Below are 16,302 nucleotides of genomic sequence, written 5' to 3'. Positions count from 1 at the left end.
GTTCCGCCCCGATGCCCAACGGCCATGAACGCTTCACGAATGCCGAACCCTGACCCGCGCACCCTCTGGCAGTTGACCGAGGCGGCCGGACCGCTCGATCAGCGCTTTTTTCTGGACGACACGACCCGCCTGCCGTTCGACGCGATCGCGTGCGGCGTGGCCTCGGAGCCGTTCCTGGCTGCGGTGCGCGACGCCCATGTGATGATCCGCACCACCAACCAGTTGGGCGCGGCCCTGGCGCTTCTGGCGCTGGACGGTATCGCGCGCCGGATCGTCCTGTGCACGCCGGACCTGTCGCCGGAGCATATGCGCTTCGCCATCGACACCGCCGAGGTCGGCGTCGTGGCGTCCGACCGTCCCTTGCCGGAACTGGCCGATCTCGGGGTCAAGGTCATCATCATGGACGGCCCGGCCGTCACGCCCACGGGCTTCGGGCGTGATGGGCGCGTGGAGACGGAATGGGCGCTGTTCACCTCCGGCACCACCGGCCCGCCGAAAATGGCGATCCACAGCCTGGCCGCGCTCACCGGGGTGATCGCGCGCGACGCGGCGCCTGCGACCGGGTCGGTCTGGTGCACGTTCTACGACATACGGCGCTATGGCGGCTTGCAGATCCTGCTGCGCGCCCTGATCGGCGGCGGATCGATGGTGCTGTCCAGCGAGCATGAGGCGCCCGTCGATTTCCTCGCGCGGGCCGGGGGCGCCGGCGTCACCTTCATCTCCGGCACGCCGACGCATTGGCGGCGTGCCATGCTCAGCCCCGCGGCCGCCCTGATCGCGCCCCGCGACGTCCGCATGTCCGGGGAAGTCGCCGACCAGGCAATCATCGAGAAACTGCGCGCGACCTATCCGAACGCACGGGTCTGCCACGCTTTCGCCTCCACCGAGGGCGGCGTTGCGTTCGAGGTCGCGGATGGCCTGGCCGGTTTCCCGGCCGCCTGGGTCGGGCAGCCGCGCGGCGTCGTCGAGTTGGGGGTCGTCGATGGCACGCTGCGCATCCGCTCGCCGCGGACCGCGACCCGCTACCTGGGCGACAAGGCCCCGCCACTCAAGGAACCGGACGGCTTCGTCGACACCAAGGACATGGTCGAACTGCGCGGCGAACGCTACCACTTCGTCGGGCGCCGCGACGGCGTGATCAATGTCGGCGGCCTGAAGGTCCATCCCGAGGAGGTGGAGGCCGTGGTCAACCGCCATCCGTTCGTCGAGATGTCGCTGGTCCGATCACGGCGCAGCCCGATCATCGGCGCGATCGTCGTCGCCGACGTCGTGCTGTCCCATACGGCCGACGACAATGCCCGGGAAAGCGACGGCGCCAAGCAACTGGAGGCCGAGATCATCGAATCCTGCCGTCAGGCCCTGGCCTGGTTCAAGGTGCCGGCCTCGGTCAGGATCGTGCCGTCGCTGAACGTCAACGCCGCCGGCAAGCTGGTGCGCAAGAGTGCGTAACGTCATCGTCACCGGCGGCAGCCGCGGGATCGGCCTGGGCATCGCGCGGGCCCTGGCGGCCGACGGCTATCAGGTGATCGCCGTGGCGCGGCAGGAAAACGCGGAACTGGCGGCCGCCCAGAAAGAGGCTCGGGACGCCGGGGCAGGGGTCATCCATTTCCGCCCCTGCGACCTGGGCGAGCTCGAGGCGCTGGGTGGTTTCGCCAAGCGCGTGCAGTCGGAATTCGGCGCCCCGTACGGGCTGGTCAACAATGCCGGCATCGGCACGAGCGGTATCCTGGCGACCATGCCGGACTCGCAGGTCGAGCGTCTGGTGCGCCTGAACGTGCTGTCCCCGATGCTGCTGACGAAATACGTGGTGCGCGGGATGATGACGGGCGCTGGCCGGCGGATCGTGAATATCAGCTCGATCGTGGCGACCACCGGATATCCCGGGTTATCCGTCTATTCCGCGACGAAATCGTCCTTGCTTGGCTTCACCCGGTCGCTGGCGCGGGAGCTTGGCTCCCTGGGGATCACGGTCAACGCCGTGGCGCCGGGGTTCGTCGACACCGAGATGACGCAGGAGCTGAACCCCGGCCAGAAGGCGCAGATCGCCCGCCGCAGCGCCTTGCGCCGGATGCCGGGGGTGACCGACATCGCCGGCGCGGTCAGCTTCCTGATGAGCGACGCCGCCGCCAACATCACCGCCACGACGCTGACGGTCGACGCGGGGAACACGGCCTAGGGCCGCACGACCGCGGTAGCGCAGGGGCCTGAACGGCCTTCAGACCCGGACCTGCCCGCTTCGCAGCCGCTCCCACAGCGCCTGGTCCAAAGGCACGAGCCCCCCGCCCGCTCGGTCATCGAAATAAAGCGGATCCCGGATGGCGTCCGGATCGTAGCCCTCCCGCGCCAGCAGCGCCTTGGCCGGCTTGAACGTCCCCGTCGCGGTGATGCTGTCGCCGATCCGTACGAACAGGGGACGGGCATAGTCCGGCAGCCTCTCCCTGGCGTGCCGGTGGAACGCGGCGAGGTCGAAGCCAGGCTCCACGGTCAGGGTGGTCATGCCGGCGCGGCCCTCGGTGCCGGGGACGGTCACGCCATAGACGACGGCATCTGTCACGCCGGGGCAGGCGCGCAGTGTTTCGGCGACGTCCTCGGTCGCGACGTTCTCGCCCTTCCAACGGAAGGTGTCGCCGATCCGATCGACAAAATAATAATATCCGGCGCCGTCGCGTCGCATCAGGTCGCCGGTGCGGAACCACTCGTCGCCCGCGGCCAGCACGTTGCGCACCAGCTTGGCGTCGGAGGCGGCGTCGCTGGTATAGCCCTCGAACGGCCTGCCATGTGCCGACGATGCCTGCCCGACTTTCCCAAGCGCCTCCCCGACCTCGTCGCGGCCGCAGCGGATGCACAGCCCGTCCTCGCCCCGCAGCAGCTCACCGGTCAGCGGATCGCAGCGGACCAGGGCGATCGGAAAGCGATGGGCGAGGAACGCCGGGACATGGCCGATCGCACCGGGACGCCCCTGGCAGTTGTAGAGCGAGACGTTGCCTTCGGTGGATGCGTAGAATTCCAGGATGCGGGGAATGCGGAACCGCTGCTGGAACGCCTCCCACACATCGCCGCGCAGGCCGTTGCCGCAGCACAGCCGCAGCCGGTGCTGGGTCTCCCGCGGGTTCGGCGGCCCATTGACCAGGTAGCGGCACAGCTCGCCGATATACTGGAACAGCGTGCATTCGCCGTCGACGACTTCGTCCCAGAAACGGCTCGCGGAGAATTTGGGCCGGATCAGCACGGACCCGCCGCAGACGAGCATCGCCCCGACCGCGACCACTCCGCCGACGCTGTGGTACAGCGGCAGGCAGTTATACATCCGGTCGTCCGGCTGCGTATCGATCATGCCGGCGAACCAGAAGGACCATTCGGCGACGCGGCGATGGCTGACGCGGGCCGCTTTCGGCAGGCCGGTCGTGCCGGACGTGTAGATGTAGAGCGCGATGTCGCTCAGCGCGGGGGGCCGCTGCTCCTCGGTCCGCAGCGGTTCGGCGGAAAGGGTCTCGACCGCGGCATCGATCCGGGGCCACTGCTCGCCGGCGCCATGGGTCCAGATCGTCGGCGCGCCGGGCAGCCGGTCTTGGATCTCGGCCACGGCTGCTTCCAGCGCGGCGCCGACGATGACCTGCTTCGGCGCGGCCGTCGCGATGACATGCAGCAGCGCGTCCCCGGTCAGGTTCGGGTTGATCAGTGCGACGATGCCGCCGACCGAGCTGATGCCAAGCCAAATGGCGACGTAGTCGGGGCAGTTGGGAAGCAGGAGGCAGACGACCTCTCCGGCGGCGACGGGCTGCTGCAAGGTCCAGCGGGCATAACGATGGGTCTTGTCCGCGAGGTCGCGATAGCTCAGCTGCTCCCCATCGGATAGCAGCGCCGGTCGGTCCCCGAACCGTTCCGCCATGCCGGCCACATGGGCGGGCAGGGTGACGCCTTCCCCGCGCCCGAATGGTGCCGTGCGGTCGAGCGCGCGGATCCACGGCTTCAGCGGGTTGTCATCTTTGGCGGGAGGAGGGGGCAAGATTGTCCGACCTCAGATATTGGGCGCGTCCCACTCTAAAGGGTTCGTCAGCATGGATGCCAGAACGAATTGACATGGGTTCAGTTTTGGGGCGCCTCGATGCCCGTGGCAACCACAGATAGGCAAAATACGACAAACGTTACATAGCATGGCTAAAAAATTGTATCATTTGCCGGTCTTGCGCATTATATGATGCGGTATCGGTGATTATAAAAGGCAGCCCACAAGGATGCTCCATGCAGACTGACGGTGCCAATTGCCCTGTGTTCAGTGGCGGAGAAAGCACGGCGGCGCGTCGACCCGCGTTCCGGCGGCGCCGTCGCACCCGCTGACAATCAGGAAGGCAAGTCGGACCGGAGAGACGTAGTCGGGACGTGATCCGAAATCAACACGAAGTTCATCACTTCAAGTCGGGGTAGTTGTGACACTTTTGACTGTGATCATGCCGACATACAACGCGGCGAAATGGGTTTGTGCGTCGATCGACGCCGTGATCGCCCAGACCTATCCGCATGTCGAGTTCATCGCCGTCGACGACGGCTCCCAAGATGACACCGTGGCTGTGGTCCGGGAGAAGTTGACGCGCGACTTCAAGGGCGATTGGCAGGTCATCGAACTCGGCACGAATCGGGGGCCCAGCGCGGCCCGCAATGTCGGGCTGCGGGCGGCCCGTGGCGAGTGGGTCCAGTTCATGGACAGCGACGACCTGATCCCGCCGACAAAATTCGCGGAAGAAATGGCCGAATGCGTCCGCGCCGCGCCGGATGTCGCGGCGGTCTATTCGCCGTGGCGGCGATGCTATGTCGACGATGGCAAGATCACCTGGGAAGGGGGACTGGTCGACCCCGATATGGACGGACGGCAGCCGATCATGTGCCTGGTGGGCGGGAACCGTCCGCTCCACGGGGCCGGCCTGGCGCGGCGTTCGGTCCTGCAGCGGATCGGCGGACTGGATGAGACGCTCCGCTTCTGGGAGTTCGAGGAGCTGAATTACCGTCTCGCCATGGCGGGCCGCTTCGCGCGCGTGCCGGGTAAGGAGCCGCGCTATTTCTGGCGCATGCATCGCGAGAAAATCTATATAGGCCGGGAAGAGGCGCGTTATCGCTCCACGCCGGTCGCCCTGGGTTGGATTTCGCTGATCCTGAAGGCGACAGGGGGCAGGCCGATAACCGATATCGGACTTTCCGCGGCGGAGCGTCGGGATCTTCTGGACGACTGCACGATCTGGGGGCGGCTGCTCTATGCCCAAGACCGGCCGGCGTTCCGTCAGTACCTCCAGATGGCTCGTACGCTGGACCCGAACATCGCACCGGTCGGACCGAAATACGTCAAGATCGCGTCGCGTTACTTCGGCTACGAGAGGGCGGAGGGGCTGGCCAAGCTGTGCCGCATGCCCAGAAGCCGTGTGCGCAAGTTCTTGCAGTCTCTGGAATTGCGGCCCCAACCTTCCGTTTTCGACTGGGATTGATCCGTGCCGGCCACGGCCTTTCAGGACAAATACATGACACGCTACACGGAACTGCAGATCAGCAGCGACCTGCTGGACCAGCCGGACTTCCTGGGTAAACCCAAGAAGGTGTTCATCTGTTCGACGCCCAGAAGCGGCAGCTACCTGCTGTGCCGGTACATGATCAACGCCGGTCTTGGCGTTCCCCACGAATACTTCAATCCGGTCGTGATCCAGCAGATCGTGCCGCGGTTGGGTTTCGCTCGGAACGCAAAGGACCTGAAATGGTCGCCCCGCGGCCGCCGGGACCGCCTTGGGCTACGTCGGGGGGAACGTGAACAGGAACGGGATTTCCTTCAGCAATACATCGAGTTCCTGACCACCCGGCGATGCCAGGCGGGGGTGCTGGCGGCGAAGATCCATTATCGTGATTTCGCGCGGGTCCTGGACAATCAAGTGGGGCAGGAACTGCTTGCCGGCGGCCTGTTCGTTTTTCTGTATCGCGAAGACATGCTGAAGCAGGCGGTGTCAGAACACTTCGCGCAACTGACGGGGCAATGGGGCATCGATGATGCCGTGACGACGGCCCCCAAGGAAAACCCCAACTTCTTCGATTACGAGGCCATCGATCACGCGCTGCTGGACCTATCCGAACAGGAACGCGGCTGGAGGGTCTACATGGCCAGGCACGGCATCACGCCGATGTCGATTTCCTATGAAAAACTGTGCCAGGACCCGTTCGCCTTCGTCGAGGCGATTGCGTGCCGTCTCGGGATCGATCCCGCGACGCTGCGGCGCGGTTATAGCGAATCGGCGTCCGCGTCCGAGGGTGATCCGGCCATTCCCAGCAAGGGCGAGGCGGTCAGGCGCTACCTGGCCGCCGCAAGGTCCCGAGACCCTTGGGGCCGAGACGGCAAACAGGCGATTCCCCTGCGCCTTGCGAAGGCGTAGTGCGTTGCCGTTCCACGAACCCAGGGAATGACCGCGCCCGCCGCGATGAGGCGACTGGCCAAGGCTACTCTGCGCGCCGCCGGGGAGGGGGTGCTTCATGCGGTACCGACGCCCGTCTGGCGCCGGCTGCGGCCGAAAACCGAACTGGGCTTCTGTTATCATATCGTGTCGCACGACAACGTCGCACACCTGAAGCATTATCCGTTTCTTGATCCCACTGAGTTTGAGACCGACCTGGTTTATCTGCGCAGCCGGTTCGATGTCATTTCCTATCCGGAACTTGTCGCCCGCCGCGCCGCGCAAACCCCGGTCCGAGACAACGCGGTCGTCCTGACCTTCGATGACGGCTTCGCCGAATGTGCCAGCGTGATCGCCCCCATCCTGCGCCGGCATGGCGTCAGCGGCATATTCTTCATCATCACGGATCTGGTCGATAATGCCAGCCTGTTCCGTGAGAGTGAGGCGGCGCTATGCATCGAGGCTGTCTGCAAGATGCCGGTCGAGCAGGTTGAAACGACCCTGCGCGACCTTGACCTGGAGACGCGGCTGACATCGCCGCCGGCGCGAGGCTGGATGGACCCGGCGCGCACCCCGCTCGACATCGCAGGACTTGATCGGCGGGCGGACCCCCGTCTCTGGCCGCTGTTGCATTGGCTGCTGACGATCGGCCCCGAAGACCAGGACCTCATGCGTCGCCTTTCCGCTCGGCTGGGCGTCGAAGCACAAGTCTACCTCAACGACGTTCGGCCTTACCTCACCAGTCAACAGATCCGCCAGCTTCAGGCCGATGGCTTCACCCTCGGGGCGCATGGCCGCAGTCACCGCTGGCTGGGTGGGCTGTCGCCGCGCGAGGCGGAGCGGGAAATCGTCGAATCCTGCCGCATCGTCGCGGATTTGACCGGTGAGTCTTCGGTGCCGTTCGCGTTCCCTTATTTCGGCGGCGGCCTGGACCGCAGGTGGCTGGCGGACTTGCGGCGACGGCATGAGGTGATCGGCCTGTTCTTCGACACGGACGGCCTGCGGGAGGACGAATCTTTCGTGGTCCAGCGCGTATTTGGCGAGAGGTTCGGCCGGGACCGGACTTTGGATGCCATTCTGCGCCGAGCGTGGTCTCGTCGGTCGGCCTGGAGCGCGGCAGCAAGATGAGACTTGAGGCGGAATAATTGGGAATTTATCATAAGGCGATCTGAAGCAAGTAAATTAGACTTCCAGCCACGCCACGAAAGCCGACAAGCACCCGGCCGAAAGTCCTCAATACCGCTTGTGGTTGTAGAATGAGAGGTTGCTTCCGGTGGCGCTCAAGGGCGGTGTGGTAAAAAGATCGTAGTGATTCTCACTGTATTACGGTAAAATCGAAAATCGCCGACCTGAATGAACAAGGACCCGCCATCGAAAGTTGTGGATTGATAATCAACTCCTGGTTGAATATTTTTGAATTGACACGTTTATAGTTTTTTGTGCCAATACAGATGTACTTTGTTACGATCCAAAGTGCATACAGTTACGGCGGCGCTCTCTGCTCCAACAATACAGCGCGGGGCAACACGAAGGATGAGGTTCATTTGAACTTCAAGGGGAACCTCTCGGCAAAGAGCGTTATCGGCCACGGCAAGCTCGCTCGGGCCGGTGTTTCGTCGCTCATGTCCGATTTGACGCGTATCTGGCCGATTCTCGCGGACCGGCGGGCCGTGTTCGCCGGCATGGTGGCGCTGGGCCTGGCTGCTTCGGTCCTGGAAGCCGCGGCCGTCAGCCTGATCAGCGTGCTGCTCTATTTGTCCCTCGGTGGCGGCGGGGCCAGCCGTCTGTTCCCCTGGATACAAGACCATTTTGATATAGACCTGAATTCGTTGTTTCAGGTCCATTTCTGGTTCGTTTGTGCCGCGGTGGTCGCGACCCTCCTTCTGCGCGCCGCCGCGGTGGCGTCCTACGGGGTCGTCGCCGTGTCGCTCAAAAGCCTGGTGTTCCACCGGCTGCGGCTGCGCCTCTACCAGCGTTTCATGTTCGCGCCGCATGAGGACGCGTCCCAGGCGAGCTTCGGCTTCATCACGAACACGCTGCAGGTCGAAGCGCCGCGGGTCGCCGAACTGATCGACCAGCTTTTCCGCATGCCGATCAACGCCTGCGGGGCCGGGATATTCTTCGTCGTGCTGCTGCTGATCTCCTGGCCGGTCGCATGCCTGACGGCGATCGCCGGGCTGGCCCTGGCGCTGCTCATGCAGGTCAGCCGCGTTTACCTCCATCGTCTCGGACAGCGGATTCTCGCGTTGAACGAGGACCTCGCCAGCCGCATGCTGTCCGGCATCCAGGCCCTGCGCACGATCCGGGCATTCGGGGCCGAGGGGCGGGAGTTCGACCGGTTCGCCGATGCCTCGAAATCGGTCGCGCGGATGGCGGTGCGGTTCGCGGCGGTCGAGAACGTGGTGACGCCCTCCACCACCCTGGCCGCGCTGGGCATGATCGGCGCCGTCGTCCTGTTTTCCCATGCCCTGGGCAACGGATCGGCGGAGACGCTGACGATCGTCGCGCTGCTGTTTCGCCTGCAACCACAGATCCAGGGCCTGCAGAGCAGCCTGACCTCGATCCACGGGCTGGAAAGTTCCCTCGGCCTCGTCGTGCGGGTCATCACCGAACAGGTGCCGGCGCAGCCGCCTGCCCGATCCGGACGAACGCCGCTGGCACCGTGGGACTCGATCCGGTTCGATAACGTGTCCTATCGCCATCCTACCTCGGTCGAGCCGACCTTGAACCAACTCAGCTTCGAGATTCCGCGCGGCCTCGTCACCGCGATCGTGGGGCAGAGCGGCGCCGGCAAGACGACCATCCTGAATCTGCTGCTCCGGCTCACGGAACCGTCCGAAGGCGCGATCGAAGTCGACGGTGTTCCCTTGTCGTCGATCGACCGGCTGGCATGGCTGGGCGGCGTGGCGATCACCGGCCAGGACATCGATGTCATGAACGGCACCGTGATCGACAATCTTCGCCTGGGCCGCCCCGACCTGTCCGCCGCCGAGGCGATGGAGGCCCTGACGCTTGCCGGCATCGCCGATTTCATCGGCAGCCTGCCGGACGGGCTGGAGACGAAGGTCGGCGAGCGCGGGCATCGTCTGTCGGGCGGGCAGCGGCAGCGCATCGCGCTGGCGCGGGCGCTGGCGATGAAACCGCGGCTGCTGATCCTCGATGAAGCGACCAACGCCGTCGACGCCAAGCTCGAAGCGACGATCCTGCAGGACGTCCGCTCGGCGTTTCCGGATGCAACCATCCTGATCGTGGCGCATCGCGGCAGTGCGCTGTCGGATGCCGATGTCGTCATCGACATCGCCGAAGGCCGTGTCCGTTCGATCCACTACCCGCACCAAACCGCGATCGCGTGAAAGACGTCATGGACAGAGACTTCAACGACATGGCCTATCTCGACAGCGGCGTGGCGGGGACCGTGGCGCAGCGTCCGGTCAAGCTGTTCTGCATTCCCCATGCGGGCGGCGGTGCCTCAGCCTACCGCGGCTGGGCGGACGCGCTCGCGCCGCACGTTGCCGTCCAGATCCTGCAACTGCGCGGCCGCGAAAGCCGTTTCCGCGAGCCGCCGCAGACGGAGTTGGAGGACGTGCTGGCCGACCTGCTCGACGTGGTTGCGCCGGAAGCCCGGCATCCGTTCGCGCTGTTCGGCCACAGCATGGGCGGACTGCTGGCATTCGAACTGGCGCACAGGCTGCGCCGGTTGACGGGACGCACGCCTGTTCATCTGTTCGTCTCCGCCTGCCGTGCTCCCAATCGGGCGCAGATCGCCGAACCGATTTCCACATTGCCGCAGCCGGACTTCGTGGCCGAGGTCATGCGTCGCTATGGCGGCATTCCCGCCGCGATCCTGGCGGACAAAGGGTTCATGGCGGCGATCCTGCCCGCCATGCGCGCCGATTTCGGCATCCTGGAGCGGTATCAGGTGGCGGAGCGGTCGCCGCTCGACTGTCCGGTCTCGGTCTTCGGCGGGTTGCACGACAAGGCGACGCCGCGTCCCGCCCTGGAAGACTGGCGGCAGCACACGACAGGCGGTTGCAGCCTGCAGATGCTGGAAGGCGAGCACTTCTATCTTCAGCAGCAGCGGCCTGTCCTGGCGGCAAAAATAGTTTCATCAGTCTCGACCAATCGATAGAGATAGATCATGGCGGATCGAATGACCATGGAACCTGCGGCCATCATCGGCATGGCATGCCGTTTCGCCAGCGCCCCGGACATTCGGGCGTTCTGGGACCTGCTGGCCTCCGGCCGCGACGGCGTCGTCGATTACACGCCAGGGCGAAGCCCCGAACTCGATCGCTTCTATGGTGCCGCCGGCAGCGACCTGGGCGCACCGACGCGGCGCGGCGGCTTCATCGAGAATATCGACCAGTTCGACGCCGATTTCTTCCGCGTATCGCCGCGCGAAGCCGAGCTGATGGACCCGCAGCAGAGGTTGCTTCTGGAACTGGCGTGGGAGGCGCTTGAAGATGCCGGCGTCGCCGCCGAGAAGATCACCGGCCCCCGGACCGGCATCTTCGTCGGCGCGTGGGCGTCGGATTTCGGACACCAGCTCGACCAGATCCAGCCGGTCGCCGATGTGCGCGGCACCGTCTTCAACTCGCTGTTCGGCGTGTCCGGCCGGGTCGCCTTCGCGTTCGACTTCCGGGGGCCCGAGATCTCCTGCAATGCCGGCTGCGCATCCTCCCTGACCGCGATCCACCAGGCCATGGGTGCCCTGCGGTCGGGTCAGTGCGACGTCGCCTTCGTCGGCGGCGTCAACCTCATCCTCCGCCCCGAGATCACCCAGGCCCTCGCGCGTGCCAACGTCCTCGGGGCCGACGGGCGCTGCAAGTTCGGCGACGACACCGCCGATGGCTACGTGCGCGGCGAAGGCGGTGCGATGCTGGTGCTGAAGCGCCTGAGCCAGGCCCAGGCCGACGGCGATCGGATCCGCGCGGTGATCCGTGGCTCCGCCGTCGCCAACAGCGGTCTGGCCAGCGGCTTCATCACGCGGCCCAGCGTGCAGGCGCAGTCGCAGGTCATCATGACGGCGCTGGCGGATGCGGGGTTGTCGCCGTCCGACCTGCAGTATGTGGAGGCGCACGGCACCGGCACCACGACCGGCGACCAGGTCGAGCTTGCCGCCCTGGCGTCCACCGTCGGACGCAACCGCGCGGAGCCGTGCCTCGTCGGATCGGTCAAGAGCAATATCGGTCATTCCGAGGCGGCCGCCGGCATGGCGAGCGTGATCAAGATCGCCCTGGCGATGGAAAACCGGTTCCTGCCGCCGACCTTGCACGTCACCACGCCGAATGCCGGCATCGACTGGCCGACGGCGGGCATTGCGCTCAGCACCTCCGGCCGTCCCTGGTCCGGTGGCGACACGCCCCGGCGCGCCGGCGTCAGCTCCTTTGGTATCGCCGGAAACAATGCGCATGTCGTGCCGGAGGAGCCGCCCGTTCCCGTTGCGGCGGCGCATCCCTCCGCCCCGGCGGGCCGCGATGCCTGGGCCTTGCCGCTGAGCGCCAATTCGCCTGAGGCGCTGCGCTCGCTGGCCCATGACTACGCTGCCATGCTGGCGGACGGAGGCGACCTCGACGATATCGGCTTCTCCGCCGCCAGGCGCCGGTCCGCGCTACCCCATCGGCTCGTCGCCGTCGGCGCCGATGCGCCCCAACTCGCCGCCCGCCTGCGCGACTGGGCAGAGCAGGGCAGCGCCCCGCTCGTTGCCGCGTCGCCGGTCGCCGCCGAGGCGCCGGCCGGGGGCGTGGTCCTGGTCTTCCCCGGCCAGGGTTCGCAATGGCTGGGCATGGGACGCGAACTGATGGCGCGGGAGCCTGTGTTCCGCGCTGCGATCGCCCGCTGCGACGCCGCCGTCCAGGCCGAGGTCGGCTGGTCGGTGCGTCAGCTTCTCCTCGCTGATACGGCCTGGGACAAGGTCGGCATCGAGCTGATCCAGCCCACCCTGTTCTCGATCCAGGTCGCCCTGGCCGCCCTGTGGGCAAGCTGGGGCGTCAGGCCTTCGGTGGTCGTGGGCCACAGCATGGGTGAGATCGCGGCCTCGCACGTCGCCGGCGCCCTGTCGCTGGAGGATGCCGTCGCCATCATCTGCCGGCGCAGCGCCTTGATGACCCGGTTCACCGGGCAAGGGACCATGGCGCTGGTGGAGCTGTCCGCCGATGCCGCCGCCGCCGCACTGCATGGGTTCGAGGACCGGGCGTCGGTCGCCGTCAGCAACGGCCCGCGCTCCACGGTGTTGGCGGGGGAACCCGACGCGCTGCGCAACATCGTTTCCCGCCTGGAGGAGGCCGGCGTCTTCTGCCGTCCCGTCGCGGTGCAGGTGGCCGCACACAGCCCGCAGATGGACCTGATCCGCGACGAGTTGCTCGACAGCCTGCAGGGCCTTCGCCCGCGCGCCGGCCACACTCCGATCTACTCCACCACACTCGGACGCTTCAGCGACGGGGCTGAATTCGACGCGCGCTACTGGGTCGACAACCTGCGCAAGCCGGTGCTGTTCCACACCGCGCTGAAGGCGCTGATGGCCGAGGGGCGGCACATTTTCATCGAGGCCAGCCCGCATCCGATTCTGCTGCCGGCGATCGATGAAAGCGGGCGGGAGAGCGGGACGGAAGTGCTGACCCTGCCGTCCCTGCGGCGGGAGGAACCGGAGCAGGCCACCATCCTGTTCGCCCTCGGCCGGTTGTTCGCGCATGGCGTGCCGGTCGACTGGGCAGGTCTGTATCCGTCCGGAAGGTTCGTGGACCTGCCCCGCCATCCCTGGCAGCGCCGTCGCTATTGGCCGGAGGTCGAGGGGTCGGTCCCGGTCTCCACCGCCGCCGGCGGTCATCCGCTGCTGCCGACACCCTTCCGCGCCGCCGACCGCACCTGGATCTGGACCACGCGGCTCGGCACGGAAATCCTGCCCTGGCTCAAGGACCATGCCGTGCGCGGCGCGACGCTGCTGCCGGCGACGGCCTATGTCGAAATGGCGGTCATGGCGGCGCGGCAGGTCTTCGGCCACGACCGGGTGGTGGTGCGGGACCTGCAGCTCAAGGAAGCCATCGTCCTGTCGGCGCTGCGTGATCATGCCGTGCAGGTGTCCGCAGCGCCGGAGCGGCCGGGACTGTGGTCGATCAAGTTCCACGCCCATGACGGTGACACCGATCGCTGGACCTTGTCCGCCTCGGCCCTCATCGCCGCCGATCCCGACGACCGTGCGACGCCGCTGCAAGCGTCCGAAATGGAAGCGTTTGGCCATGGGGCCCCGGGCGGCGCCGTCTCCGCCGAGGACCATGCCGCGCGGCTGGCGGGTCTCGGCTATGAATTCGGGCCGAACTTCCTGAACCTGCAGTGGCTGGACGTGCAGGGGGACCGCGTGCGGGCTGCCGCGCGGCTGGACCCGGCGCTGCGCACGACCGCGTACGGCCTGCACCCGGCGCTGCTGGACAGCGGGTTCCAGGCGCTGGCGGTCGCGCTGCTGGAACGCACGCCCGACCGGACGCAGGTGCCGCAATCCGTGGGCGAGGTCCGGATATTCCCCGAGGCGGAATCGACCTCCGCGGCCTGGATCGTGGCCGAGGCGTCGGCGGACGGGCTTGGGAACGTCACGCTGTACGGGGCCGACGGCACGGTGCTCGCGGATGTCCACGATCTGAGGTTTCAGGCTTTCGGATCCGCCCAGGGCCCGTCGGACGCCGCGCCGTTCTGGCGTGTGGACTGGGTGCGAGCGGAACGCGGACCGGAAGCAGCCGCACGCTCACCCGCCGAGGGTCGCTGGCTGGTCATCGCCGACCGGCAGGGAATTGGAACGGCTTTCGCCGCGGCGATCCGGGCCCGAGGCGACCAGGTGGATATCGTCGAGCCTGGTGCGCGCTACGCGCCGTTTGCCGGTTGCCGCGCCGTTCATTTCGGTGGCTGCGACCTGGTGCAAGGCGCGTCCATCGATGAAATCGCCGAGGCCGGCGCGGATATCGCACGCCTGGCGACCGTGCTCGCGGATGGGGACGGTGCCAGGCTTTGGCTTGTCACCCGCGACGCCTGCGCCGTTGGCGAAGAGCCTGCGTCGGCGCCCGCCGCGTCCGTCTGGGGCCTGGGCGCGGTGATCGCCAACGAATCGCCCGATCTCGATTGCCGCATGATCGACCTGGGGCGCGATGTCGCGGTGTCGGACCTCGTCGCCGAAATCGCGCAGGCGCGCACGGAACCGCGGGTCGCGCTCCGCGCCGACGGGCGCCATGCCGCGCGGCTGCACCAGCATGCGGCGGACGCGTTGTCCCCGGCCACGCGCCCGCTTTTCGCGGACGAACGGGCGGAGGTCGCGATCGGCGTGCCGGGCGTCCTGGACAGCCTGACCATCCGCCGGGGACGGCGGCGCGTGCCGAACGCCGGGGAGATCGAGATCGAAGTCCATGCCGCCGGCCTGAACTTCCTCGACATCATCCGCGCCATGGGGCTGTTCGATCCGTTGGCCGGACGCATCCCCAGCCTGGGGGCCGAATGTGCCGGCGTGGTCCTGCGCGTCGGCGACGGCGTCACCGCGTTCCGGCCGGGCGATCGCGTCGTCGCGCTCAGTCCCGCGTTCCAGGACGTCGGGACGCTTGCCTCGCACCTCGTCACCCGCGCCTGCCTGGCCGCGAAGATCCCCGACGGGCTGGACATCGCCGAGGCGGCGGCGCTGCCCTGCGTGTACCTGACCAGCTATTTCGCGCTGGTCGAGGCCGCACGCGTGCGGGCCGGCGAGACCGTGCTGATCCATTCCGCCACCGGCGGCGTCGGGCTTTCCGCCATCCAGGTTGCCCGTTCCCTCGGCGCCAGGATCATCGCCAGCGCCGGCACCGACGCCAAGCGCGCGATGCTGCGCGACATGGGGATCGACGGCGTGTTCGATTCCCGAGCGGGCGCGTTCGCGGGGACCGTGGCGGAACTGACGGGGGGACGGGGGGCGGATGTCATCCTGAACTCCCTCTCCGGCGGCGCGATCCAGGAAGGGTTGGCGGCCTTGGCGCCCTATGGCCGGTTCCTGGAGATCGGCAAGCGCGACATGTGGGACAACAGCCGCATCGGCTTCGGCGCGCTGCTCGCCAACCGTGCGATCTTCGGCATCGACCTCGCGACGATGCTGGAGGATCAGCCGGAGCAGGTCGGGACCATGCTGGCTACGATCATGGACAAGTTGCGCGACGGCGTGTTCGCCAAGCTGCCGGTCACCGTGTTCCCGGCGTCGCGCGCGGCCGAGGCGTTCCAGATGATGGCCGCCGCCCGCCACGTCGGCAAAGTGGTGATCGCGACCGACGGGATGCGGGTCCCCGCCGGCATGCCGGTCTCGCCGGACGCCACCTATCTGATCACCGGCGGTCTCGGCGCGCTGGGCCTGGTCGCGGCGGAGGAACTGGTGGAGGCCGGTGCGCGCTGCCTGGTGCTGTGCGGCCGGTCCGCCCCGTCGCCGCAGGCGCAAGCGGCCATCGATCGGCTGCCGGCCAAGGTGCTGATCCGCAGCCTCGATATCGGCGACGAGGCGCAACTGCGCGCGGTGCTGGACGACGTCGCCGCCAACCTGCCGCCGCTGAAGGGCGTGGTGCATTCGGCGGGCGTGCTGGATGATGCCCTGGTCGACCAGTTGTCCGCGGACCGGTTCCGGACAGTGATGCGCGGCAAGGTGGAGGGTGCGCGGCTGCTTGACCGCCTCACTGCCGGCCTCGATTTTTTCGTGCTGTTCTCGTCTGCCGCCGCGCTTCTGGGTTCGCCGGGGCAGGGCAACTACGCCGCCGCCAACGCCATGCTGGACGCGCTGGCCGCCGACCGGCGGGCGCGGGGTCTGCCCGCGACCAGCATTGCCTGGGGGCCTTGGGCGGAGATTGGCCTGGCCGCCGCCGACGCCAGGCGCGGCGCGCGCGTCGCGGAT

Annotated in this window: 9 protein-coding genes; 8 read left to right on the top strand and 1 reads right to left on the bottom strand. The window is 67.2% G+C overall.

Annotated elements, in window-relative coordinates:
- Positions 1 to 39: 39 nt before the first annotated feature.
- Together VHB27_RS04865 and VHB27_RS04860 are read left to right on the top strand one after the other, a co-directional pair.
- The gene (locus VHB27_RS04865; RefSeq protein WP_325597804.1) at positions 40 to 1,449 is read left to right on the top strand and encodes a class I adenylate-forming enzyme family protein; all 1,410 of its coding nucleotides are present in this window, start codon (positions 40 to 42) and stop codon (positions 1,447 to 1,449) included.
- Entirely contained in the window at positions 1,442 to 2,176 is a 735-nt protein-coding gene (locus VHB27_RS04860; protein WP_325597803.1) for an SDR family NAD(P)-dependent oxidoreductase, read from the top strand. Before VHB27_RS04865 ends, VHB27_RS04860 begins: the two co-directional genes overlap by 8 nt.
- Before the next feature lie 39 nt (positions 2,177 to 2,215).
- On the opposite strand, the gene VHB27_RS04855 is transcribed toward VHB27_RS04860, so the two are convergent.
- On the bottom strand, positions 2,216 to 4,006 hold the full coding sequence (locus VHB27_RS04855; RefSeq protein WP_325597802.1) for a long-chain-acyl-CoA synthetase: 1,791 nt from the start codon (positions 4,004 to 4,006) through the stop codon (positions 2,216 to 2,218).
- 442 nt (positions 4,007 to 4,448) lie between these two features.
- Here VHB27_RS04855 and VHB27_RS04850 point away from each other — a divergent pair, with 442 nt between their 5' ends.
- The 6 genes from VHB27_RS04850 to VHB27_RS04825 form a co-directional block, all read left to right on the top strand.
- A complete protein-coding gene (locus VHB27_RS04850) occupies positions 4,449 to 5,474 on the top strand; it encodes a glycosyltransferase family A protein (protein WP_325597801.1) in 1,026 nt (341 codons plus the stop codon).
- A gap of 33 nt (positions 5,475 to 5,507) precedes the next feature.
- The gene (locus VHB27_RS04845; protein ID WP_325597800.1) at positions 5,508 to 6,404 is read left to right on the top strand and encodes a Stf0 family sulfotransferase; all 897 of its coding nucleotides are present in this window, start codon (positions 5,508 to 5,510) and stop codon (positions 6,402 to 6,404) included.
- A 27-nt stretch (positions 6,405 to 6,431) separates the two neighbouring features.
- Positions 6,432 to 7,550: a polysaccharide deacetylase family protein gene (locus VHB27_RS04840; protein ID WP_325597799.1), complete on the top strand. Its 1,119-nt coding sequence runs from the start codon at positions 6,432 to 6,434 to the stop codon at positions 7,548 to 7,550.
- A 416-nt stretch (positions 7,551 to 7,966) separates the two neighbouring features.
- Positions 7,967 to 9,775 (top strand): ABC transporter ATP-binding protein, encoded by a 1,809-nt coding sequence (locus VHB27_RS04835; RefSeq protein WP_325597798.1) that lies wholly within the window; start codon positions 7,967 to 7,969, stop codon positions 9,773 to 9,775.
- Between the two features lie 8 nt (positions 9,776 to 9,783).
- Entirely contained in the window at positions 9,784 to 10,551 is a 768-nt protein-coding gene (locus VHB27_RS04830; RefSeq protein WP_325597797.1) for a thioesterase II family protein, read from the top strand.
- Between the two features lie 27 nt (positions 10,552 to 10,578).
- Positions 10,579 to 16,302, top strand: a 5,724-nt coding sequence (locus VHB27_RS04825) for an SDR family NAD(P)-dependent oxidoreductase (RefSeq protein ID WP_325597796.1), incomplete at its 3' end; no start/stop codon positions are given.

The sequence above is a fragment of the Rhodopila sp. genome (genome assembly GCF_035548235.1).
In the GTDB taxonomy this organism is placed as follows: domain Bacteria; phylum Pseudomonadota; class Alphaproteobacteria; order Acetobacterales; family Acetobacteraceae; genus Rhodopila.
Note: the sequence above shows the minus strand (reverse complement) of the source record. Positions and strands in the feature narration are given on the sequence as shown.